Source organism: Vibrio sp. 10N.261.51.C6 (assembly GCF_041471785.1).
Lineage (GTDB): Bacteria > Pseudomonadota > Gammaproteobacteria > Enterobacterales > Vibrionaceae > Vibrio > Vibrio crassostreae_C.
Genome location: NZ_JBFRPB010000013.1, coordinates 38,379 through 62,737 on the forward strand (window position 1 = coordinate 38,379; position 24,359 = coordinate 62,737).

Sequence of the window (24,359 nt, forward strand, 5' to 3'; positions counted from 1 at the left end):
TGATTAATACAGATCTTAAACCTTGTATAGGGTTTATCGAGTAATACACGGTCAGTGCTTATCCATATGAGAGTAAAGCTGGCCGCTTCGCAGAAACTTTGCGAACTCATAAGGAGAGCAAAATGGCTATCAATGTAAGCACTAACGTATCTGCTATGACAGCACAGCGTTACCTGAATAAAGCATCTAATGACTTAGCGACTTCTATGGAGCGTTTGTCATCTGGTCACAAGATCAACAGCGCGAAAGATGATGCGGCAGGTCTGCAAATCTCGAACCGTCTAACCGCTCAGTCTCGTGGTCTTGATGTGGCAATGCGTAATGCCAACGACGGTATTTCGATTGCTCAAACAGCAGAAGGCGCGATGAACGAATCGACTAACGTACTACAACGTATGCGTGATCTAGCGATTCAATCATCAAACGGCACTAACTCGCCGGCAGAGCGTACTGCACTGAACGAAGAGTCAATGGCACTTCAAGATGAGCTTAACCGTATTGCGGAAACCACATCGTTTGGTGGTCGTCGTCTACTGAACGGTTCATTCGGTGAAGCTTCATTCCAGATCGGTTCTAACTCTGGTGAAGCAATGATCATGGCTCTGACAAGTATCCGTGCAGATGACTACCGTATGGGTGGTACTACGTTCGATTCAGAAAACGCGAAAGATAAGAACTGGGAAGTGCCGCCAACAGCGAGCGATCTTAAGTTCGAATTCAAAACCAAAGCGGGTGAAGACATCGTTTTAGATATCAATACCAAAGCGGGCGATGATATCGAAGAGCTTGCGACTTACATTAATGGTCAGTCTGATCTTGTGAACGCATCGGTTACTGATGATGGTCGCATTCAACTGTTCGTTGCTGAACCTGACCTTGACGGCCCAATGTCTATCTCTGGTGGTCTAGCGTCTGAGCTAGGTATTAAGAGTGAAGGCCGCGCAACCTCGGTTCAAGATGTTAGCTTAACCAGCGTTGCGGGTTCACAGAACGCGATCAGCGTGATCGATTCTGCAATGAAGTACGTGGATTCACAGCGTGCTGATTTGGGTGCAAAACAGAACCGTCTAAGCCACAGTATTAATAACTTGGCAAACGTACAAGAGAACGTAGACGCTTCAAACAGCCGAATCAAAGATACGGACTTTGCGAAAGAGACGACGCAAATGACCAAATCACAAATTCTGCAACAAGCAGGTACTTCAATACTTGCTCAAGCAAAACAGTTGCCTAACTCTGCAATGTCATTATTGCAATAGTTATTGGTTGAACTTGCTGCTCGTGTTCAGACGTGAGCCATGCAGCAAGGGAAACTGGCAAGCATACTTACTATTGAATGTTTAGCTCTCTCATCTCTCACCTGCTATCCATTTTTGCAGTAAGAATGCAACGGCAAGTCGGAAATGTGTTCATTTCTCGATGATCTCCACACAGGCTCTGACGCGCCAACTAGCCCCGGTTCTCTCAAAGGAAAAGGGGCTTTTTCCTTTCTGTATTTCTTGTTTTTGCTATTTATTTTCCTGTGAACTTTCTCGCACTACCTTTTTCAAATCTCTATTTGACTGTTCTTCTTCACGATAAATAATCTCATCTATTACACAAGATCTGCCTAACTCGGAGATCTTTGGCGATTGATCATTTCTCCACCTTGAGTAACTTAGACTGAAATTCGTACATTTCTCAAACAGATTAAGATCTTTTCTCAATTGAAAGCTATCGCTGTATTAGAAAGTGATGAAAATTAAGTTGTTGATAAATATTAAATTAATAATTTTTTTGTGGTTTTTTGAAAGTTTTTCTAAAGCTTCTGATTTTCGCGCCGTTATTAAAAGTAACTTTGAGAGAACTACTTGGTTTTCCGAGACGTCGGAAACCGCTATACCGGAAAATCAATTGGAGAAATCACCATGGCAGTGAATGTAAATACAAACGTTTCAGCGATGACAGCGCAACGTTACCTAAACAACGCAAACAGCGCACAACAAACATCAATGGAGCGTCTAGCTTCTGGCTCAAAAATCAACAGCGCAAAAGATGACGCTGCGGGTCTACAAATCTCGAACCGTTTGAACGTTCAAAGTCGTGGTCTTGATGTTGCTGTACGTAACGCGAACGACGGTATCTCAATTGCACAAACAGCTGAAGGTGCAATGAATGAGACGACTAACATCCTGCAACGTATGCGTGATTTGTCTCTACAGTCTTCAAACGGCTCAAACTCAAAATCTGAGCGTGTAGCGATTCAAGAAGAAGTAACAGCGCTGAACGACGAACTGAACCGTATCGCGGAAACGACGTCTTTTGGTGGCAACAAGTTGCTTAACGGTACTCACGGTACTAAATCATTCCAAATCGGTGCAGACAACGGTGAAGCGGTAATGCTTCAACTGAAAGACATGCGCTCTGATAACGCTCAGATGGGTGGTAAGAGCTACCAAACTGAGAACGCGAAAGATAAAGATTGGAACGTTCAAGCAGGCTCTAACGACCTAAAAATGTCGTTCACTGATAACTTCGGTCAAGCACAAGAAATCGACATCAGCGCAAAAGCGGGTGACGACATTGAAGAGCTAGCAACGTACATCAACGGTCAACAAGATTCTGTTAAAGCATCTGTAACTGAAGACGGCAAGCTACAAATGTTCACTGGCAACAACAAAGTGAGCGGCGATGTGTCTTTCTCTGGTGGTCTTGCTGGTGAGTTAGGTATTCAAGCAGGTAAAGACGTAACGGTTGACACTATCGATGTAACATCAGTTGGCGGCGCACAAGAGTCTGTAGCTATTATCGATGCGGCACTTAAGTATGTAGATAGCCACCGTGCTGAGCTAGGTGCTTTCCAAAACCGTTTCGACCACGCTATCAGCAACTTAGACAACATTAACGAGAACGTTAACGCATCTAAGAGCCGTATTAAAGATACCGATTTCGCGAAAGAAACGACTCAGATGACTAAGTCTCAGATCCTTTCTCAAGCTTCAAGCTCGATTCTTGCTCAAGCGAAGCAAGCGCCGAACTCGGCACTTAGCCTACTAGGTTAATCGATTAAAAAGCCACGTTGACCAATAGTGTTGACGCAAGGCTTCCACAAATTAGCTCGTGGTGAGAGATGAGCGCTAAACAGACCCAGCTTCGGCTGGGTTTTTTATTGCCTGCAATTTGGCGAAGGTGTATTTGAAAAAGTGCAATGTTGGTAAGCAGGAGCAAAAGCGAGATTCCCTATCGCGTTCGTTCCTCACTGTAGGGAGTGACGGGAATTGGGAAATGATGGTTTCCTCGCTTACTACATCGAAGCAGTCTTTCGTCACCCCAGAATCGAGTAGAACGAGATATCAGGGATCTCTTCTGACTTTATATTCAACACTACGCTCATTAACTTAAATAATGGGGCAACTTTAGCGAATGTCGCCCTATTAATTGAAGCCCGATCACACTTTCCTTTGTTGTTGAAAAGAATACGAAAAAAATCGCATTTTTTATTAAAGCTTCTAATTAAGGGGCCGTTAAAGGGATTGAGAGAAATGATATGTACCAATGTAAGGTGAGAGAGACACTGGTGCATAAACAAAATTGACATGTATTAGTGTGAGGTGAGAGTCACATAAGTACATTAAAAAATGCCTAAAGGAGATCAACTATGGCGATTAATGTAAGCACAAATGTGTCTGCAATGACGGCTCAGCGCTACCTAAATAGCGCGGCTGAAGGTACTCAAAAATCAATGGAGCGTTTGTCTTCTGGCTATAAAATCAATAGCGCAAAAGATGATGCTGCAGGCCTACAAATCTCTAACCGCTTAACGTCGCAAAGTCGTGGCCTAGATATGGCTGTGAAAAACGCGAATGACGGTATCTCTATTGCACAGACAGCTGAAGGTGCAATGAATGAGTCAACCAACATTCTACAACGTATGCGTGACCTTTCTCTTCAATCTTCAAATGGTTCAAACAGCAAATCTGAACGTGTTGCGATCCAAGAAGAAGTCTCTGCTCTGAACAAAGAACTTAACCGTATCGCTGAAACAACTTCTTTTGGTGGTAACAGGCTTCTTAACGGAACTTACGGTAGTCAATCTTTCCAAATCGGTGCAGATTCTGGTGAGGCGGTAATGCTTTCTATGGGGAACATGCGCACCGATACTCAAGACATGGGCGGTAAGAGCTACGGCGTAGAAGAAGGCAAAGATGCTTCTTGGCGTGTAGGTGCGGGTGCTGATTTAACAATCAAATACAACGATAAGTTTGGTGAAGCGCAAGAGCTATCTATCTCTGCTAAAGAAGGCAACGATATCGAAGAGCTAGCAACTTACATCAATGGTCAAAGCCAAGACGTTAAAGCGTCTGTGGGTGAAGGCGGTAAACTGCAACTTTTCGCTTCAAGCCAAAAAGTTGAAGGTGATGTTGAGTTTGGCGGCAGCCTTGCGGGCGAACTAGGTATCGGTGCTGGTAAAGACGTTACCGTTAACGATATCGACGTAACTTCTGTTGCAGGTGCAAACGAAGCAGTATCTATCATTGATGGTGCTCTAAAATCTGTTGATAGCCAACGTGCTTCTCTAGGTGCTTTCCAAAACCGTTTTGACCATGCAATCAGCAACTTAGACAACATCAACGAAAACGTTAATGCGTCTAAGAGCCGTATCAAAGATACCGATTACGCGAAAGAAACAACAGCTATGACGAAGTCTCAAATCCTACAACAGGCGAGTACTTCTATCCTAGCTCAAGCAAAACAGTCACCATCAGCAGCTCTAAGCTTATTGGGCTAAACTTACCTCGGTAAGTAGCGGTAAACTCTACTCTGGGTAGAGTTTTACTGTTTGGCTCATAAAGGAGGGAGGGAGAGTGTTATGGAAATATCATCCAACGCATCGAACATCCAGCCTTATGGCTCACCTAATGGCATTAAAATTGCAAGCGATGAAGGTAGTAGTGCGTCGAGTCTTTCGCGACTAAAAGAAGCAACATCTTATGACAAGGTAGAGAAATCGAAAGAGGAAGCTACCGAAGCGGCGATTCAATTAGCTCAACATAGACAAGAGTTAAATGATGAAGAGCGAGTCAAAATGGTGGAGAAGGTAAACGAGTTTATCTCCTCTCTCAATAAAGGTGTGGCTTTTAAGGTCGATGAAGAATCTGGGAGAGATGTGGTTACCATTTATGAGACCACAACCGGTGATATTATTCGCCAGATCCCTGATGAAGAAATGCTTGAAATTCTAAGACGCCTAGCAGCCCAAAACTCGAATAGTCGAATATTTGAGGTGAAGGTTTAAGTCGTATTATTGAGGTGATTTAATGAGTTTTGGCCCAATGGGGATTTCGTCTGGCATGGATATCAATTCCATGGTCAGCAAAATTGTTGATTCGGAGCGTGTACCTAAACAGCAACGAATCGACAATGAACGAACGCGAATCGATACCAGCATTAGTGCCTATGGAAGACTCAGAGAATCCCTTGATTCGATGAAAAACCTGATGACAAACTTTCGTCAGGAAAAAGCTTTTGCTGTGCGAACAGTCGAAAGTACCGATGAAGGTCTTGTCTCTGCAACCGCGACTACCGAAGCGATCGCTGGCAAATATGCCATCGATGTGTTGCAGCTTGCCCAAAGCCATAAAGTGGCTTCTGATGTACTGTCAGAGGACATGAAATTTGGCCCAGGTAAGCTGCAGGTTTCGCTTGGTGATGACAGCTTTGACGTGCAAGTTGGCGACAGATCGAGACTTATCGAAGTTGTTCGTGGTATCAACGGTGCAGATAGCAACCCAGGCGTTCGTGCATCTATTATCAACGATGTCGAAGGTCCAAGACTTATTATTGCCTCGAACCAGTCTGGTTCAGATCAGCAGATCAGCATTAATGTTGAGTCAGATGCTGCCAATCCCTTAAAAAAACTCGAATACAAAACGCTTGAAGAACGTGTTAAAGCGCTAGAGAAAGCGCGTGTTGCTGCTCAAGCTATTCTAGCTCTAACCCCTGCAGGAAAAGCCGTTGAACTCATCGATGAAGTGATCGCTAGCGATGACCCAAATGCGAATGAAACACTCGATAAAGATGGCAATATCATCCCAGCAGCCCAAACCGATTCTACTTCAGATGTTGACGGAGACTCTAAAAGTCTCAGCTACGGTGAGCAAGCAGCCGCCGACGGCCAAGCCGCCCTAGACGCAGCTCAAGCGGCAAAATCTGTGATGCCTGAAGATAATATCCCTGGCTGGACTGAAACCGCGTCAGGTACGCTTTTAGATTCTTACTACACACCAGAACTTGAGCTTGATGAAAAAGCGATAGAGAAGGCACCCGATGTGCCGGGGTGGTCAAATGCTGCCTCAGGTACTCTGACCGATTCATACGTGACACCGAAAGAAGCCCAACAAAAGCTTGAGGCTGAGCAAGCGCGTATCGAAGAGAAGATTTCACAAGAAAAAGCGGAGTTGGCTGAGAAAGTTCAAAAAGGCGAACTCACCGCAGAGCAAGCCAAGAAAATTGAGCGTGCCAAATTAGAACCCGAAGAGCGCGAGCTCTTAGAGAAGGTCGATAAAGCGCAAGCAGACCTTGAACAAGCACAGCAATCTTTTGATACCTATAGTGGAATGACTGAAGTTCAGGCTGGCCAAGATTCTATGGTTGTCCTAGATGGTGTTGCTCAACTCTCTAGTAATAACAATGTGATTGAAGATGCCATTGAAGGTATTGATATTACGGTGAAAGGAAAAACGCCAAAAGATAAGCCGCCGGCAGAAATTGGTGTGGAGTACGACCGTAATAGTGTTCGCCAAGACATTGAAGCTTTTGTTAATTCTTATAATCAGTTTTACCAAGTGTCTAAAAACTTGGCGGGTGTTGACCCAACGACTGGCCAAAAAGGCCCGCTGTCTGGTGACAGTACCGTGCGTAACGCCGACTCACGATTAAAAGGTGTGTTCTCATCAAGCATTGAAGGCGCGCCTGATAACCTAAAATCTTTGACCGAGTTTGGTATCACGACCACAAGACAAGGCTCGCTAGAAATCAACTACGATATGCTTGACCGTCAACTCAACAATAACTTTGATAAGTTGGGTGAGTTCTTTGGTGGCAACAACGGTTTCGCCAAAAAAGTGGAAGATGCGATTCAAGGTATCACAGGTATCACGGGTTCAATCCGTACTAGAGAAAAGAGCTTGGTCGAGCAAAACTACCGTTTGGTTGATGACCAAAGCGCGCTCGACCGCCGCATGGACAGCCTAGAGAGCCGTACCCACTCTAAGTTCACAGCCATGCAAGATGCGACCAGTAAGATGCAATCTCAGCTGGGCAGTATGATGAATGCGTTGGGCTAATAGATGAATAGCCAGCTACAAGAGCTTTGTGAACTCGATCAACTAATTATCTCTAAACTGGAATTTAGTGAAATTAATGCTGAAGAAATAACGCAGCTTGTCGATAACAGAGAACAGTTATTGCAAAACGTGCTTCAAATAATCGACTCACATCCCGACGTTAAGCAAAGTTCTGAATGGTTTGAAGCCATTACCAGAACCAGAAAATTAGTCGAATTGATGCAGTCTGAGACGAGTCGAGTAGGTAAGACCCTACATAAATACCGTCACGGCGCTAAATCAGTTCAACAATACAAAAAGTTTTTATAGAAGAGGTTTACTATGCGCGGTTCTTTACAGGCATATAAAAAGGTATCAGTGGATAGTCAGCTAACGGCTGCCTCACCGCATAAGATTGTACAAATGCTAATGGCCGGTGCTATCGAGCGTTTGATTCAAGGCAAAGCGGCAATGCAAGCAGGCAACATCCCAGTGAAAGGTGAGCGACTTGGTAAGGCTCTAGATATCATTATTAGCCTACGTAGTTGCCTATCTATGGACGATGGTGGCGATATTGCGAAAAACCTAGATCAACTTTATGAGTTCATGATCACGCAAATTTCTGCGGCAAATCACAAAAATGACCCACAGCCTATTGATGATGTTATCGATATTATTCGCGAAATTAAGAGCGCTTGGGACCAAATTCCGAACGAATATCACAACTTGACGTCCGCTGACGTAGGTATTTAAAGAAAAATTGCAGTTTTAACCAATCTCATATCCCTTGATTGGTTGGTTGCCTTATTTTTTTAATCAAATAAAATAGAAGCCATTAGATAGCCTAATGGCTTTTTTCGTTGCTGATTTCCTAAATTTGTCCACGTAGACCATAATCATTGATACATCTCACTGTTTTATAGACTACGTTGCTCACCGTTTTTCCGCATCGCACCAAAATAAAGGCAATAATTCCTACTTATGCAAGGTTTGGCAAAACTGCTTGTCGTCGACGATAACGCTCAAGATCGTCACAATTTAAGCACAATATTAGAGTTTGTAGGAGAGAGCTGCGAAGTAATCAGCTCTGAACAAGCACGTAAAGTTGACTGGTCACTACAGTGGGCCGGCTGCATTATTGGTACCATTAAAGGTAAAGGCTTCAACGCATTACTGAATGAGAAGCTTGTTCACGCCAATCACATCCCTTTACTGGTGATTGGCAAAAACAATCACCCGGTTGACGAGTTGACTAACTATGTTGGTGAGCTTGAACTTCCTCTTAACTACCCGCAATTAAGTGATGCATTAAGACACTGTAAAGACTTCTTAGGCCGCAAAGGTGTTCAAGTTGTGTCTTCGGCACGCAAGAACACCCTGTTTCGCAGCCTAGTAGGACAAAGTGCTGGCATTCAAGAAGTACGTCACTTAATTGAACAAGTCTCTTCTACGGAAGCGAACGTGCTGATTCTTGGTGAATCTGGTACAGGCAAAGAAGTCGTAGCGCGTAACATTCACTATCACTCTAAACGTCGTTCAGGGCCTTTTGTTCCTGTAAACTGTGGCGCGATTCCACCTGATTTGCTTGAAAGTGAACTGTTTGGTCATGAGAAGGGCGCATTTACTGGGGCGATTACCGCACGTAAAGGCCGTTTTGAATTGGCTGAAGGTGGCACACTGTTTCTTGATGAAATTGGCGATATGCCGATGGCGATGCAAGTTAAGCTGCTACGAGTACTGCAAGAGCGATGCTTTGAGCGTGTAGGTGGCAATAGCACCATACAAGCTGATGTTAGAGTGATTGCGGCAACCCACCGCAACCTTGAAGATATGATCGACGATGATTCGTTCCGTGAAGATCTTTACTACCGCTTAAATGTATTCCCGATTGAAATGCCGGCGCTTCAAGATCGTAAAGAAGATATTCCACTGTTGCTTCAAGAGCTGATGACTCGAATGGAAGCGGAAGGCAGCATGCCTATCTGTTTCACGGCTCGTGCTATCAACTCTTTGATGGAGCATTACTGGCCAGGTAACGTTCGTGAACTAGCGAACCTGGTTGAACGAATGGTTATCTTGTATCCAAACAGCTTGGTTGATGTGAATCACCTGCCAACTAAATATCGATACAGCGATATCCCTGAGTTCCAGCCAGAGTTTAATAGCTTTGGATCTGAAGAGGAGCAAGAGCGTGATGCACTTGCTGACTTATTCTCAGAAGATTTCAGTTTTGATCAGCAAGATGATATTGCCGACAATGCTAATGCGCCTCAAGAGTTACCGCCAGAAGGGGTTAACTTGAAAGAGCTACTCGCGGATATGGAAGTGAATATGATCAATCAAGCGTTGGAAGCGCAGGGCGGCATTGTTGCTCGTGCTGCTGACATGCTTGGAATGCGTAGAACCACTCTGGTTGAAAAAATGCGTAAATATAACTTGCAGCGATAGTGTCCAGTTTTCGATGAAAACGAAAAACTAGCACACACTTTTTAGCTATTTGGTAACTCTAGCTAAGTGAACAGATAAACCATAGTCGAGTTGTTGCTTGCTTAACTATGTGATAAATATAGCAAATAGCCTGACTCGTGTTGTACGTCTCAGGCTGTTTTAGTATTTGAGGCAAATTTTTGACATGCGCGTATCTAACGAACCAGAAAATCAATCACACCTAGATTCTGTTGAACAGCAGGTTGAGCGCTATAAGCAAGTACTCGACGTGATGCCAGCAGGGGTTATCTTGTTAGATACACACGGCGAAGTGAGAGAAGCGAACCCTGAAGCGCATCGTATTCTTGGTGTTGAGTTGGTTGGCGAGAAGTGGTTTTCAGTGATTCAAAGTGCCTTTGACCCAAAAGACGATGACGGTCATGAGATCTCATTGAAGAACGGGCGAAAAGTGCGTTTGGCGATTTCAGCCTCTACCACGGGTCAGCTGATTTTGATTACCGATCTGACCGAGACCCGACTATTGCAGTCTCGCGTGAGTGATCTTCAGCGTTTGTCTTCATTAGGTAGAATGGTGGCCTCGCTTGCCCATCAAGTGCGAACGCCGCTTTCAAGTGCGATGCTGTATGCATCAAACCTTGCCGCGCCAAATCTGCCGCCGGCAACAAAAACGCGTTTTCAATCTAAGCTTATGGATAGATTGCATGACTTAGAGAAGCAAGTGAACGACATGCTGTTGTTTGCCAAAGGTGGTGACAACAAAGTCGTTAAGCCATTTACTGTGGCTGAATTGATCACTGAATTTCACCCTATGGTGGAAGCGGCATTGAAAACTAACCAGATTGATTATTGCCAAGAAGTTGAGGGCGAACAGACTCAAATGTTCGGCAACGCCAATGCTATCGCCTCAGCGTTAAGCAACCTAGTGTTGAACGCGGTTCAAATTGCGGGTAAGGAATCACAGATCGATGTGTTTTTTAGGCCCGTAAATGGCGAGCTTAAGATATCAGTGCAAGACAGTGGCCCCGGCGTACCGAAAGAGCTTCAAGGTAAAATAATGGAACCCTTCTTTACCACTCGTTCACAAGGTACAGGTCTAGGCTTAGCGGTTGTACAAATGGTATGTCGAGCACATGAAGGCCGACTGGAATTGATATCAGAAGAAGGCGACGGCGCATGCTTTACCATGTGTCTACCGCTTGAAAGAAGTGCTTCTTCTGAAGACTAATAAGTTTTAACTGAATTTACACTGGAGAATCCTATGGCTCAAAGCAAAGTGTTAATCGTCGAAGATGATGAAGGTCTACGCGAAGCCCTTGTCGACACACTCGCGCTTGCTGGCTATGAATGGCTGGAAGCGGATTGTGCGGAAGATGCTCTGGTCAAATTAAAATCGAACTCCGTTGATATTGTCGTATCTGACGTGCAGATGGCGGGCATGGGTGGCTTGGCACTATTGAGAAACATTAAGCAGCATTGGCCAAATTTGCCGGTATTGCTAATGACAGCGTACGCCAACATCGAAGATGCCGTTGCTGCAATGAAAGAGGGCGCTATCGACTATATGGCAAAGCCATTTGCGCCAGAAGTGCTGCTCAACATGGTCAGCCGTTATGCGCCTGTAAAGTCGGATGACAATGGTGACGCTATCGTTGCTGATGAAAAAAGTATCAAGCTAATGATGCTGGCTGATAAAGTTGCGAAAACCGATGCCAACGTCATGGTGTTGGGCCCGAGTGGTTCTGGTAAAGAGGTGATGTCTCGCTACATTCACAATGCTTCTAGCCGAAAAGATGGCCCGTTTGTCGCGATTAACTGCGCGGCGATCCCAGACAACATGTTAGAAGCGACCCTGTTTGGTTATGAAAAAGGCGCATTTACTGGCGCTATTCAAGCTTGCCCGGGGAAATTCGAGCAAGCGCAGGGCGGTACAATTCTGTTGGATGAGATCAGTGAAATGGATCTTAGCCTACAAGCCAAACTACTGCGTGTTTTGCAAGAGCGCGAAGTTGAGCGATTAGGTAGTCGTAAGAGCATCAAATTGGATGTTCGTGTATTAGCGACCAGTAACCGAGACCTTAAACAGTATGTTTCTGAAGGGAATTTCCGTGAGGATTTATACTACCGCCTGAATGTATTCCCAATTTCTTGGCCTCCATTGTGCGAGCGTAAAGGCGATATTGAGCCTTTAGCCAAGCACTTAGTTGAGCGCCACTGCACCAAACTTGGTATGCCTGTACCCGTTATGTCAGCACAAGCGATCAGCAAACTCGTCAATTATCCGTGGCCGGGCAATGTTCGCGAATTAGACAATGTGGTACAGCGTGCGCTAATATTGAGCGAACAAGAGAACATCTCTGGTGAGCATATCCTTCTTGAAGGTGTCGATTGGCAAGACGCAAGCAGCCTACAACAAATCGTCGAAGGCAGTGACGTAGCTGCGCCAGAAATTAAGCCTATTGCCGAAGCAAACCCAATCAATAAAATCGCGGCTAGCAGCGAAGGGTTAGGTAATGAGCTTAGAGATCAAGAGTATGCGATCATTCTTGAAACCCTGATTGCATGTAATGGCCGACGCAAAGATATGGCTGAAAAACTGGGCATTAGCCCTCGTACACTGCGTTACAAGTTGGCTAAAATGCGCGATGCTGGAATAGATATCCCAAACTGAGGATAGATTAGTAGTGTCAGCTTTCTGACTAGTGTAATACGATATCTAGTCAATTAAATGTGTGGCACGCTAATTGCTCTGTCAATAATATAGCTAAATAGATGGTCATAATTTTGACTCCTGAGGTAGTAGATGAGAATAGATGGTTTACAAGGCGAAATGCAGGCGATGATGGTCGAAGCTGCCAGCGCGCGTCCCGCAGCAACGGGGCAAGCGGTCGGTGCAGATTTTGGCAACATGCTGACTAATGCCATCAATAATGTGAACTCATTACAAAAGACTTCAGGTGATCTTCAAGCTCGTTTTGATAGTGGCGACCAAAGCGTATCCCTATCGGACGTGATGATTGCTCGTAATAAATCTAGTGTGGCTTTTGAGGCGACGATCCAAATTAGAAATAAATTGGTCGAATCTTACAAAGAGCTGATGAATATGCCGGTATAAGTTGGGTAGTTAAATAGTGGCAGATAATAGTCAAACAACAGATTTAACCGTAAGCGATAGCAACGACCACGCACTGATTGCAGGCTCTGAGCTAGACGGAGAAGGGCAAAATCCCGATCTAGGTGAACGCAGTTCATCGAAGTTCGATATGGCTGTCGGTGATCTCGATTTACTTCGTCAGGTCGTCTTAGTCCTTTCTATCTCTATCTGTGTAGCGCTGATTGTGATGCTGTTTTTCTGGGTAAAAGAGCCAGAAATGCGTCCATTAGGGGCTTACGAAACAGAAGAATTGATCCCCGTTCTTGATTACTTAGATCTGCAAAAGATCGATTACACGCTTGAAGGCAATACCATCTCAGTACCGGCGAGTGAGTACAACTCATTAAAGCTTAATATGGTACGAGCGGGTTTGAATCAAGAGCGAAACGCGGGTGATGACATCCTCATGCAAGACATGGGTTTTGGTGTATCACAACGTTTAGAACAAGAACGCCTTAAATTAAGCCGCGAAAGACAACTTGCCAAAGCCATTGAGCAGATGAAACAGGTGCGTAAAGCTCAGGTTTTATTGGCCCTGCCGAAGCAGAGTGTTTTTGTACGTCATAATCAAGAAGCCTCTGCTTCTGTATTCCTAACTCTAAAAACAGGTACTAACCTCAAGCAGCAAGAAGTTGATTCTGTTGTGGATATGGTGGCAAGTGCCGTTCCGGGAATGAAAACCTCACGTATTACGGTGACCGATCAGCATGGCCGATTGTTGAGCTCAGGCTCTCAAGACCCTATGTCAGCGGCGCGTCGTAAAGAACACGAGTTAGAGCGCAATCAAGAACAAGCGCTGCGTGAAAAAATTGACTCCATCCTGATTCCTATTCTTGGGTTTGGTAACTACACCGCTCAGGTTGATATCCAGCTCGATTTCAGTGCTGTGGAGCAAACCAGAAAACGTTTTGATCCGAATACACCGGCGACTCGAAGTGAATACACCTTAGAAGATTACAACAATGGAAATACGGTGGCGGGTATTCCGGGTGCGTTGAGTAACCAGCCTCCAGCGGATGCCTCAATTCCACAAGATGTGGCTCAGATGAAAGACGGCGCGATGACAGGTCAAGGCTCTGTTCACAAAGAAGCGACTCGAAACTTTGAGCTAGACACCACCATCAGTCATGAACGTAAACAGAGCGGCACGGTTAATCGTCAGACGGTTTCTGTTGCGATCAAAGACCGCCAATCCTTGAACCCAGATACGGGTGAAGTGGTTCATACTCCGATTCCGGCGAGCGAGATCAATGCGATTCGCCAAGTACTGATTGGTACGGTGGGCTTTGATGAAACTCGTGGTGATTTGCTCAACGTATTAAGCATGCAGTTTGCACCTCAAGTAACAGATGTTGTTGCTGATGTGCCAATCTGGGAGCATCCAAACTTCAATGATTGGGTTCGTTGGTTTGCAAGTGCCTTGGTTATCATTGTGGTGGTGTTGGTACTTGTTCGCCCTGCAATGAAGAAACTGCTTAACCCAGCAGCAGACAACGATGAACAGATGTACGGACCTGATGGCATGCCAATTGGTGCCAACGGCGAAACCAGCTTAATTGGTGGTGATATTGAAGGTGGTGAGCTGTTTGAATTTGGTTCAAGTATCGACTTACCAAACCTTCATAAAGACGAGGACGTGCTGAAAGCAGTACGTGCACTTGTAGCGAATGAACCAGAGCTAGCAGCTCAAGTAGTTAAGAATTGGATGGTAGATGGCTAACGAAATAGTTCCACAACAAACTGAAGGCGGTGAAGTGCTTGATGTCTCTAGCGTGGATATCGGCTCTATCTCAGGCGATGAGCGCGCTGCGATCTTGTTGCTCAGTTTAAATGAAGAAGATGCTGCTGGTATTATTCGTCACCTAGAGCCAAAGCAGGTTCAGCGTGTGGGTAGTGCGATGGCGCGAGCTACAGACCTATCCCAAGAGAAAGTAGGCGCTGTGCACCGTGCTTTCTTAGATGATATTCAGAAGTACACCAACATTGGTATGGGCAGCGAAGACTTCATGCGTAATGCGTTAGTTGCTGCTCTGGGTGAAGACAAGGCGAATAACCTTGTTGACCAAATCCTTCTCGGCACAGGTTCGAAAGGTTTGGATTCGCTTAAGTGGATGGATCCTCGTCAGGTGGCGAGCATTATCATCAACGAGCACCCTCAAATTCAAACTATTGTGTTGTCGTACCTCGATGCCGATCAATCGGCTGAGATCCTGTCTCAGTTCCCAGAGCGAGTTCGTCTGGATCTGATGATGCGTATTGCCAACCTTGAAGAAGTTCAACCTTCGGCGCTTGCTGAACTGAATGAAATCATGGAGAAACAGTTCGCGGGTCAAGCGGGTGCTCAAGCTGCCAAAATTGGTGGCCTGAAAGCCGCGGCTGAGATCATGAACTACATGGATAACAACGTGGAAGGCGTCTTGATGGATCAAATCCGTGACCAAGACGAAGACATGGCAACACAGATTCAAGATCTGATGTTTGTCTTTGAAAACCTTATTGAAGTTGATGACCAAGGTGTTCAACGACTACTACGTGATGTTCCACAAGATATTCTACAGAAAGCACTTAAAGGTGCAGATGAAGGTCTACGTGAGAAGATCTTCAAGAACATGTCTAAACGTGCTGCCGATATGATGAGAGACGATATTGAGGCGATGCCGCCAGTCAAAGTCTCTGATGTTGAAGCGGCTCAGAAAGAGATTTTGGGTATCGCGAGGAAGATGGCAGACAGTGGCGAAATTATGCTGTCTGGTGGCGCCGACGAGTTCCTTTAATACAGAAATCTCAAAAGCCCCACACTGTTGGGGCTTTTCTTTATCCAATCTCGAACTACAGATTAACTCAGTTTAACTGCTTGAATTCACAATACAGTTAAGCCACTCATAGATAGGTACTGATATGTCAGGTGATAGAAAACGCGGCTTCCTTCGCCCTGAAGAAGATAATACGGTTGCCCAACCTCAGAAATGGGGGCTGCCTGACTACACCTCTGACGTGAGCAAACAAGCCAAAGAAACCGCTTTTAACTACGACCCTAGTTGGATGCCAACGGTTGAAGAAGCCATTGAAGATGAAGAGCTGGTTCTGACTGAAGAGCAAATCGAGCTGATTAAACAAGGCGCTTATCAGGAAGGGCTGCATCAAGGCCAAGAGGCGGGCTTTAAGCAAGGCTATGAAAAAGGCAAAGAAGAAGGTTTTGCTGCCGGTCACGAAGAAGGCAACGAAGCCGGCAAGCTTGAAGGCGTAACCGCGGGTCAAGAGTACATTCAACAGCAGGTGGCCGTCTTCATGGGGCTGGCAAACCAGTTCGCTCAACCATTAGAGTTGATGAACGCTCAGGTGGAGAAGCAATTGGTCGACATGGTGCTTACCATGGTCAAAGAAGTGGTTCATGTTGAAGTGCAAACCAACCCACAAATCATATTAGATACCGTTAAAGAATCGGTAGAGTCGTTGCCGATTTCTGGTCACGCAATCACATTGAAACTCAATCCGGAAGATGTGGCGATCATTCGCTCTGCGTATGGCGAGACTGAATTGGACTGCCGTAATTGGACGCTGGTCGCAGAGCCAGCACTCAACCGTGGTGATGTACAAATTGAAGCGGGTGAGTCGAGCGTTAACTACCGCATGGAAGATCGTGTAAAGAACGTTATTCAAAATTTCTGCGGCGCAAATCGTCACCAAGGTCATGAGTAATGCTTGAGTTAGTGAATCGTCTCAGTCAGTACAAAGTCGAGGGGCTAAAATCGCGACCAATTGCCTCTGGTAAATTAGTACGCGTTGTTGGCTTAACGCTTGAAGCGACCGGCTGTAAAGCGCCAATCGGCAGTTTGTGTTTAGTGGAAACCATGTCTGGTCAGATGGAAGCCGAAGTCGTCGGTTTCTCTGGCGATAATCTATTTTTGATGCCGAGTGAACAAATCACCGGGATCTTACCTGGCGCTCGCGTCACGCCAATGACTACCGAAAGTGGTATCCCTGTTGGAATGGAACTGCTCGGTCGAGTGATCGACGGCGTAGGTAATCCACTCGACGGGTTAGGTCCAATCTATACTGAGCAACGCGCTTCATTTAATGCGGAGCCAATCAACCCGTTAGCTCGTAAACCGATTTCTGAACCACTTGATGTCGGCTTGAAAGCCATTAATGGTTTGCTAACCGTGGGTAAAGGGCAACGTATCGGTCTGTTTGCAGGTTCTGGTGTGGGTAAGTCGGTCACGCTCGGGATGATGACTCGAGGTACTACTGCGCAAGTGGTTGTTGTTGGCTTAATCGGTGAGCGTGGACGAGAAGTTAAAGAGTTTATTGAAGAGATTCTTGGTGAAGATGGCCGTAAACGTTCGGTTGTTGTGGCCGCTCCTGCCGACTCATCACCATTGATGCGCTTAAAAGGCTGTCAAACCGCCCTAGCTGTCGCCGAGTATTTCCGCGACCAAGGCTTAGATGTTCTGCTTCTAATGGATTCATTGACCCGTTTTGCTCAGGCTCAGCGTGAAATTGCTCTGTCTGTGGGTGAGCCGCCAGCAACCAAAGGCTACCCGCCATCCGTCTTCGCTAAGCTTCCTGCGCTGGTGGAACGAGCAGGTAACGGCAATGATGAACAAGGTTCTATCACGGCTTTCTTTACCGTGTTAACCGAAGGTGATGACTTACAAGATCCGATTGCGGATGCGTCGCGAGCGATCCTTGATGGTCACGTTGTGTTGTCGCGTGAAATGGCCGATGCCGGTCATTATCCTGCGATTGATGTTGAGAAATCCGTCAGTCGTGTTATGCCGCAAATCACCACTGAAGAACATGTCTTGATGTCGAAAGCGGTAAGGCAAGTGCTGTCTATCTGTCGTAAAAACCAAGATTTGGTGTCGATTGGTGCTTACAAGCCAGGAACGGATCCAGCAATCGATAGTGCCTTCACGTTGAAGCCAAAACTGGATGAGTACTTGCAGCAGAGGATGAAAGAGACCGTTCCATACGACATGTGTGTCAACATGTTGAAGCATGTATTGGGTGGCTAACGAGTGAATAAGGTTAGTCATGGATAACGCATTAGAATTTTTGCTCGATCAAGCCAAAGATCAAGAGAACCAAGCGGTACTTGCGCTCAACAAAGCGAACTCAGAGCTGCAAGGTTACTATGAGCAAGTTGCGCAGATTGAAAAGTATCGACTGGATTATTGTCAGCAGCTCGTTGACCGCGGTAAGGCTGGCTTAACGGCGAGCCAATATGGTCACTTGAATCGCTTCTTAACTCAGTTGGATGAGACATTATCCAAGCAGAGAGAAGCCGAGCACCACTTTAAAAATCAAGTCGACAACTGCCAAAACTACTGGATGGAGTTACGCAAAAAACGTAAATCCTACGAGTGGTTGATGGAGAAAAAGCAGAAAGAGAAAGCAAAGCTGCAAGATCAAAGAGAACAAAAGCAAATGGATGAGTTCTCGACTCTGTTATACAGCCGAAAGAAGATGTGATCCTAAGCCACGAACGACGTAGGTGCTGTTCTTGATATTGTGAGAACCGAACTTATAGGCATGTTTCTTGCTCCGTTTTATATAAAATTGCGCGTTATGCCCACCAAAGGCATGAAAAGCATCCGACTTTCTTTTTGTTGCCTGATTCATGGCAGCAAAGCTAGTAGATAGAGCTTGTATATATGAATGTTAGTCTTTCCTCAAATTCAGCGACCAACAAAATGTCATCGTTGTTGGACACCGGTTCTGCCTCTTCCAAGGTAGAAGAAACCGGCGACTCTAAAGGTTTCTTTGAGTCCTTTAAAGAAGCGCTCGGCTTTGAAGAAAGTGACAGTAAAGTCGCAGCAAAAGACACAGAAAGCACTGCGAAACCTGATACTAAACAGCCATCTACCGAAGGTGAAGCGTCAGCCGAAGCGAGCGAAGCGCAAAGCAAGCAAGCAGCTTCAGAAGTAGAAGGCGAGAAAGCTGCTGATAAAACATCAGCAGAGGCTGCGTCTGGATCTGAGGCTCAGCTCAAAGCCAATTCGGGCACTGATAGCACTGTCGCTGATAAGACTGTTGCAGATAAGGCAGATGGTAAAGATGCGCAGGATACGACTAACGAGTCTAAAGAACATATTGCTCAATCCCAAACTCAGGGTCCATCAGCGGTAGATGGTGCTACGCAGGCATCGCAAGCCAATGCAGCGATGAGCGAAGGCAATAAATTGCTTGGTCAATTGGATGAGGCAAACAAAACCCTAAATCAAGCGCCAAACGGCAAAGGCTTGCCTCAGCAAGGTCAGGTAGAACAAGCCCAAGGTAATATCACCGGTGCTTCTGTTGCAGGAGTTTCCGTTACGGATAAGGCGACACAACAAGCTAAGGCTGCAAATCAGGAGAAGAGCCTTGAAGTCGATTCTGAAATCGCTGTACTTACCGGAGGTAAGGGTGTTTCTCAGCTAACTGATACTGAAATTCGACAGTTGATGGATAAAGGCGTCACTCCAGAACAAATTGAAGCCAGTATGAGCCGAGAGCTGAACCAAAAGAATGCAGCTAGTGCGGTTGCTGCCGAGCAGAGCCAAGCATTGTCAGCCGTGGATATTGAACTGGCAAAGCAAGTAGATGCCCATACCAAAGCGCTAAACCAATTGAATGGACAAATCGAATCAGAGCAGTCTGTTGTCGATAGCTTGCTTGATAAGCAACAAAGTGGCGCTAAGTTGACGGTTGATGAGCAAGCCGCTTTGGCTAAAGCGACCTCTAACCTAGACCTGTTGAATCAACAGCTCGCTAACGTCCAACAACAAGTAACAGCTTTGCTAAGTCAAGCTCCGGCTGCGAACAGTGCGTCTGGTGAACCCACTGCTATCGATTGGGATAATACGGATTCAAGCGAAACTAAAGCCTTAGCTGCGGCAGCATCAACAGCAGCTGTAGCGACGGCTACACAACAAGTGTCAGCGCAGGCCGCTTCTCAATCAGCAAACAATGCTCTTACGGATAAGGCGGCAATGCTGCACGCCAATAATGCGCATGCGGCCCAACAGGCCGCAGCTCAACAAGCTAATGTGGCTTCACCTCAGCAGCAAGCAACGTTGGATCCAGCTTTAACCGCGCAAGGAATGGCGATGAATGCAACGCCAGCTGCCACAAAAGCAGGCTCGACTGATACGCTTCTTAAAGCGGGCGCCGGTGCAGCAGCACTGTCTGGTTTGGGTAAAGCGGGTGCTAAAGAAGATTCTAAAGATTCGACCTTTGCTCAGCAGATCGCTTCTGCGGCTGGTGCACAAGGTACGGCAACGGTGGGTTCAGCACCTACGCGAGCTGAAATTCAAGCTGCTCAACAAGCGCCCTTACAGCTCACCAAAGAGCTAGCCAATGAGCAAGTGGCTGAAAAAGTACAAATGATGATGTCTAAGAACCTTAAGAACTTGGACATTCGTCTCGACCCACCAGAATTGGGCCAAATGAAAATCCGCATGACCATGAATAATGACGTGGCAAATGTGCACTTTACGGTGAGTACTCAGCAAGCGAGAGATGTGATTGAACAAACCTTACCTCGCTTGAGAGAGATGCTTGCTCAGCAAGGTCTGCAGCTTGCCGATTCGTCTGTTCAACAACAGAACTCCGGTCAGGGACAAGATAGATACAACAATGGTGAGCAACAATCCGGCGCTAACCGCACAAATGATACGCAAGGTGATGAAAACCTTGATAGTGGCAGCAATCTTGAATTGAATGTCGCATCAAAGCGTGATGGAATTAGTTATTATGCCTAATATCAGGCTAAGAACGCTTGGTTAATAGAAAAAACCAGTTAATAAAAAGAACCATCAGTTAATCGCAAGAACAGGAAGTTAGAGTAAGATATGGCCGAAGAACAAGATGCACCTAAAGGGAAGAGCAAGCTCCTTATAATTATTATTGCCGTAGTTGTGTTACTGCTTGGTATAGGTGGTGCGCTGTACTTTTTCTTAGGTTCTGACGATAGCGCCTCTGAATCTCAGTCTCAGCCAGCAACGGCTGTGGTCGCTGCAGAGCCGGTTATGTATGTTAATATTCCTCAGCCCTTCTTGTTTAATGTGACAGGTGACAAAAAAGATCGCCTAGTTCAGATAAAAGCACAGCTCATGGTACGTGGCAGTAAGAATGAAGACCTGGCTCGTTACCACTCTCCACTTGTAGAAAGTACGCTACTGGCCACGTTCGCTTCGGCAACGGTTGATCAATTGCGCTCACCAACAGGCCGCGTGGAACTGCGTAATAAGGCAACAGAAGATATTAAAGCAAGCCTGGCTCAAGCTGTTGGCCAGCCTGTGATTGAAAAAGTGTTATTCACTGACTTCGTAATTCAATAGGTAATTTGTGACCGATTTATTAAGCCAAGACGAAATTGATGCGCTGTTACATGGCGTTGATGATGTTGAAGAAGTTGAAGATGTCTTAGAAACCGAAAATGACAATGCGGTCAATTTCGACTTCTCATCTCAAGATCGAATCGTCCGTGGTCGAATGCCGACCCTTGAACTTATTAACGAGCGCTTCGCACGTCATATGCGTATCAGCTTGTTTAATATGTTACGTAAAACGGCTGAAGTGTCGATCAACGGTGTACAGATGATGAAGTTTGGTGAGTACCAAAACACATTGTATGTACCCACCAGTTTAAACATGGTTCGTTTCCGTCCATTGAAAGGCACGGCACTCATCACCATGGAAGCTCGTCTGGTTTTCATTCTCGTAGAGAACTTTTTTGGCGGTGATGGTCGTTTCCACGCCAAGATTGAAGGTCGTGAATTCACGCCTACTGAAAGACGAATCATTCAGTTACTGCTGAAAATTGTTTTTGAAGATTACAAAGAAGCTTGGTCGCCAGTGATGGGGGTTGAGTTTGAATACTTGGATTCCGAAGTGAACCCAAGTATGGCGAACATTGTGAGCCCAACCGAAGTGATTGTTGTGAGTTCGTTCCACATTGAAGTGGATGGCGGTGGTGGTGACTTCCACGTTGTCATGCCTTACTCCATGGTTGAGCCGATCCGTGAACTGCTGGATGCGGGTGTTCAATCAGACAAGATGGAAACCGATGTTCGTTGGAGTACCGCACTGCGTGATGAGATCATGGATGTGCCCGTCAATTTCCGCGTGAATTTGCTAGAGCAAGATATTTCCCTTCGTGATCTGATGGAGCTGCGCCCTGGTGATGTTATCCCAATGAACATGCCTGAGCACGCAACCATGTTTGTCGAAGAACTGCCGACTTATCGTGTGAAAATGGGCCGTTCTGGTGAGAAGCTTGCAGTACAGATTTCGGAAAAAATTCAAAGACCACATGTGGTTAAAACTGATCTCGCTTTTCTAGGTAAAGACTTATTGTCTGAGCTCGAAAACAGTGATGATGACGACGAATAGTAAAATAGATAAAAGTATAGGAATTGGTAATGGAACCTAGTGAAGATCAAAAGCTAGCAGACGAATGGGCTGCAGCACTTGGTGAAGATCCTTCAGCGCCGTCAATTGATGTTGATGATGTGCTTGCGGCACCACTTGATGAGCTAACCGATTCATCATCTCCGATTTCTGAAGATGAGCGTCGTAAGCTGGATACCATTATGGATATCCCCGTGACTATTTCGATGGAAGTTGGCCGCTCTCAGATCAGTATCCGTAATTTACTTCAGTTGAACCAAGGTTCGGTTGTTGAGCTAGATCGAATCGCTGGTGAGTCACTAGACGTGATGGTCAACGGAACTCTGATTGCTCACGGTGAAGTGGTTGTAGTAAACGACAAGTTTGGTATTCGTTTGACTGACGTTATTAGCCAGACAGAACGAATTAAGAAGCTGCGTTAATGAGCTTTTTGTCTCAAAGACTTGCGGGCTCTTTTCTCGGAATGACAGGTTTGTTACGAGGAATCTTGGGAGTAGGGCTATTAACGGCTCCTTCCATTGCCTTTGCAGCAACACCGCCTTCTCTCGATTTAGCGACCACCTTTGGGTCGCTAATTTTCGTTATAGCCTTCATTTTATTTATTGCTTGGCTACTCAAGCGAATGCAAGTACCTGCGATGTCGAATCAACAAGGTTTGGCGATTGTTAGGCAAATCCCTGTTGGTACTAAAGAGCGTATCGCTATTGTGCAAGCGGGTGATGAACAGTTCTTGGTAGGGATTACCACACAATCGATTCAGCTGATCTCTAAGCTCGATAAACCTCTTACTCAGGAGATGCTGGAAAAAAGTACATTTTCAAGTCAGCTTTCCCAGCTAATAAAAAAAGATGCAAACAAGTAACGGACTTTTGAACTCCTCTTACTTTCACCAAGCCGGAGCTTTCCGAACGGTGAAAGTGTGGTTGGTTCAGCTTATTCTCCTATGCTCAATCGTATTCAGTGTGTCGGTATTTGCACAAGCTGAAGACGGCACCGTCATTCCTGCGAATACCGCTGGCTCGGAATCGGTCACTATCAGCACGATGGAACAAGACCAAGCCAAATCGACAACCATGACCACGGGCAGCTTGACTGGCAATGGTGGCGGCATACCTGCCTTTACTATGACAACCAATGCCAATGGCGGTGAAGACTACTCGATTAACCTGCAAATTCTCGCGTTAATGACCATGCTTGGCTTCTTGCCGGCGATGGTGATTTTGATGACATCGTTCACTCGTATTGTGGTTGTAATGTCTATCTTGCGTCAGGCGATGGGTCTACAACAAACACCGTCTAACCAAGTCATTATTGGTATCGCGATATTCTTGACCTTCTTCATCATGTCGCCAGTGATTAATCAAGTTAACGAACAAGCAGTTCAGCCTTATCTTAATGAACAGATATCGGCACGACAGGCATTTGATGTTGCCCAAAAACCGATTAAATCCTTCATGCTCAAGCAGACTCGAATCAAAGATCTTGAAACCTTTGTTGAGATTTCTGGCGCGGAAGTGACTAACCCTGAAGATGTTTCGATGGCGGTTCTGATTCCAGCATTTATCACATCGGAATTAAAAACGGCTTTCCAAATCGGATTTATGCTGTTCTTGCCTTTCCTAATCATCGACTTGGTGGTGGCATCGGTATTGATGGCTATGGGTATGATGATGTTGTCACCGATGATTGTATCGCTGCCGTTTAAGTTGATGCTGTTTGTTCTTGTTGATGGCTGGAACTTGATACTCTCCACACTCGCCGGCAGTTTTGCCTTGTAGCTGGGGGAATAATGAATCCTGAAATATTCGTAGAGTTGTTCCGAGATGCCCTTTGGATGGTATTAATCATGGTTTGCGCCATCATTATTCCTAGCCTGCTGATCGGTTTGGTTGTGGCTGTTTTCCAAGCTGCGACCTCAATCAACGAACAAACCCTGAGTTTCCTGCCGCGTTTGATCGTAACTTTGTTGGCGTTGATGCTATTCGCACACTGGATGACCCAGATGATGATGGAGTTCTTTTTTGAGCTCATCGAACGCTTGCCGCAAGTTCTGTATTAAA

General features: G+C 45.7%; 23 protein-coding genes. All 23 read left to right on the top strand.

All coding sequences use genetic code 11. From position 1 onward, the window contains the following. Nucleotides 1-122: 122 nt before the first annotated feature. The 23 genes from AB4375_RS03450 (at nucleotide 123) to fliQ (ending at nucleotide 24,358) form a co-directional block, all read left to right on the top strand. Nucleotides 123-1,259, top strand: coding sequence for a flagellin (locus AB4375_RS03450; RefSeq protein WP_017064128.1), 1,137 nt, complete (start codon nucleotides 123-125; stop codon nucleotides 1,257-1,259). Nucleotides 1,260-1,907: 648 nt separating this feature from the next. Next, on the top strand, nucleotides 1,908-3,041 hold the full coding sequence (locus tag AB4375_RS03455) for a flagellin (RefSeq protein WP_372051029.1): 1,134 nt from the start codon (nucleotides 1,908-1,910) through the stop codon (nucleotides 3,039-3,041). Nucleotides 3,042-3,637: 596 nt separating this feature from the next. Beyond that, a complete protein-coding gene (locus tag AB4375_RS03460; protein ID WP_017068988.1) occupies nucleotides 3,638-4,768 on the top strand; it encodes a flagellin in 1,131 nt (376 codons plus the stop codon). Nucleotides 4,769-4,849: 81 nt separating this feature from the next. Next, complete coding sequence (gene flaG, locus AB4375_RS03465) at nucleotides 4,850-5,275, top strand: flagellar protein FlaG (RefSeq protein ID WP_017066380.1); 426 nt, start codon at nucleotides 4,850-4,852, stop codon at nucleotides 5,273-5,275. A 22-nt stretch (nucleotides 5,276-5,297) separates the two neighbouring features. Then, on the top strand, nucleotides 5,298-7,325 hold the full coding sequence (gene fliD, locus AB4375_RS03470; RefSeq protein WP_372051030.1) for a flagellar filament capping protein FliD: 2,028 nt from the start codon (nucleotides 5,298-5,300) through the stop codon (nucleotides 7,323-7,325). Between the two features lie 3 nt (nucleotides 7,326-7,328). Then, nucleotides 7,329-7,634: a flagellar protein FliT gene (locus AB4375_RS03475; protein WP_017060688.1), complete on the top strand. Its 306-nt coding sequence runs from the start codon at nucleotides 7,329-7,331 to the stop codon at nucleotides 7,632-7,634. A 12-nt stretch (nucleotides 7,635-7,646) separates the two neighbouring features. Then, the gene (gene fliS, locus AB4375_RS03480; protein WP_004736194.1) at nucleotides 7,647-8,057 is read left to right on the top strand and encodes a flagellar export chaperone FliS; all 411 of its coding nucleotides are present in this window, start codon (nucleotides 7,647-7,649) and stop codon (nucleotides 8,055-8,057) included. Between the two features lie 228 nt (nucleotides 8,058-8,285). Then, nucleotides 8,286-9,752 carry a sigma-54 dependent transcriptional regulator gene (locus tag AB4375_RS03485; RefSeq protein ID WP_017064122.1) on the top strand — a complete coding sequence of 489 codons (1,467 nt, stop codon included), beginning with the start codon at nucleotides 8,286-8,288 and terminating at the stop codon, nucleotides 9,750-9,752. 184 nt (nucleotides 9,753-9,936) lie between these two features. After that, nucleotides 9,937-10,977 (top strand): PAS domain-containing sensor histidine kinase, encoded by a 1,041-nt coding sequence (locus tag AB4375_RS03490; RefSeq protein WP_017060686.1) that lies wholly within the window; start codon nucleotides 9,937-9,939, stop codon nucleotides 10,975-10,977. A 33-nt stretch (nucleotides 10,978-11,010) separates the two neighbouring features. After that, on the top strand, nucleotides 11,011-12,420 hold the full coding sequence (locus AB4375_RS03495; protein ID WP_017060685.1) for a sigma-54 dependent transcriptional regulator: 1,410 nt from the start codon (nucleotides 11,011-11,013) through the stop codon (nucleotides 12,418-12,420). Between the two features lie 132 nt (nucleotides 12,421-12,552). Continuing rightward, nucleotides 12,553-12,864 (top strand): flagellar hook-basal body complex protein FliE, encoded by a 312-nt coding sequence (gene fliE / locus AB4375_RS03500; RefSeq protein WP_017060684.1) that lies wholly within the window; start codon nucleotides 12,553-12,555, stop codon nucleotides 12,862-12,864. A 16-nt stretch (nucleotides 12,865-12,880) separates the two neighbouring features. After that, nucleotides 12,881-14,623, top strand: coding sequence for a flagellar basal-body MS-ring/collar protein FliF (gene fliF, locus AB4375_RS03505; protein WP_017068985.1), 1,743 nt, complete (start codon nucleotides 12,881-12,883; stop codon nucleotides 14,621-14,623). After that, complete coding sequence (gene fliG, locus AB4375_RS03510) at nucleotides 14,616-15,677, top strand: flagellar motor switch protein FliG (protein ID WP_017060682.1); 1,062 nt, start codon at nucleotides 14,616-14,618, stop codon at nucleotides 15,675-15,677. Before fliF ends, fliG begins: the two co-directional genes overlap by 8 nt. 124 nt (nucleotides 15,678-15,801) lie before the next feature. Next, the gene (fliH, locus tag AB4375_RS03515; protein ID WP_017060681.1) at nucleotides 15,802-16,602 is read left to right on the top strand and encodes a flagellar assembly protein FliH; all 801 of its coding nucleotides are present in this window, start codon (nucleotides 15,802-15,804) and stop codon (nucleotides 16,600-16,602) included. Beyond that, nucleotides 16,602-17,921, top strand: coding sequence for a flagellar protein export ATPase FliI (gene fliI / locus AB4375_RS03520; protein ID WP_372051031.1), 1,320 nt, complete (start codon nucleotides 16,602-16,604; stop codon nucleotides 17,919-17,921). The genes fliH and fliI overlap by 1 nt, the downstream gene beginning before the upstream one ends. Nucleotides 17,922-17,940: 19 nt before the next feature. Beyond that, a complete protein-coding gene (fliJ, locus tag AB4375_RS03525; protein ID WP_017631772.1) occupies nucleotides 17,941-18,378 on the top strand; it encodes a flagellar export protein FliJ in 438 nt (145 codons plus the stop codon). Nucleotides 18,379-18,560: 182 nt separating this feature from the next. Further along, the gene (locus AB4375_RS03530) at nucleotides 18,561-20,648 is read left to right on the top strand and encodes a flagellar hook-length control protein FliK (protein WP_372051032.1); all 2,088 of its coding nucleotides are present in this window, start codon (nucleotides 18,561-18,563) and stop codon (nucleotides 20,646-20,648) included. A 90-nt stretch (nucleotides 20,649-20,738) separates the two neighbouring features. Further along, nucleotides 20,739-21,227, top strand: a complete 489-nt coding sequence (gene fliL, locus AB4375_RS03535; RefSeq protein ID WP_017060677.1) for a flagellar basal body-associated protein FliL — start codon at nucleotides 20,739-20,741, stop codon at nucleotides 21,225-21,227. Between the two features lie 7 nt (nucleotides 21,228-21,234). Continuing rightward, nucleotides 21,235-22,281 carry a flagellar motor switch protein FliM gene (gene fliM, locus AB4375_RS03540; RefSeq protein WP_017060676.1) on the top strand — a complete coding sequence of 349 codons (1,047 nt, stop codon included), beginning with the start codon at nucleotides 21,235-21,237 and terminating at the stop codon, nucleotides 22,279-22,281. A 29-nt stretch (nucleotides 22,282-22,310) separates the two neighbouring features. Further along, on the top strand, nucleotides 22,311-22,721 hold the full coding sequence (gene fliN, locus AB4375_RS03545; RefSeq protein WP_004739851.1) for a flagellar motor switch protein FliN: 411 nt from the start codon (nucleotides 22,311-22,313) through the stop codon (nucleotides 22,719-22,721). Beyond that, on the top strand, nucleotides 22,721-23,161 hold the full coding sequence (gene fliO / locus AB4375_RS03550; protein WP_017060675.1) for a flagellar biosynthetic protein FliO: 441 nt from the start codon (nucleotides 22,721-22,723) through the stop codon (nucleotides 23,159-23,161). Before fliN ends, fliO begins: the two co-directional genes overlap by 1 nt. Then, nucleotides 23,148-24,077 (top strand): flagellar type III secretion system pore protein FliP, encoded by a 930-nt coding sequence (gene fliP / locus AB4375_RS03555; protein WP_017068982.1) that lies wholly within the window; start codon nucleotides 23,148-23,150, stop codon nucleotides 24,075-24,077. Before fliO ends, fliP begins: the two co-directional genes overlap by 14 nt. Nucleotides 24,078-24,088: 11 nt before the next feature. Further along, a complete protein-coding gene (gene fliQ / locus AB4375_RS03560) occupies nucleotides 24,089-24,358 on the top strand; it encodes a flagellar biosynthesis protein FliQ (RefSeq protein WP_029235191.1) in 270 nt (89 codons plus the stop codon). The last annotated feature ends 1 nt before the right edge of the window (nucleotide 24,359 follow it).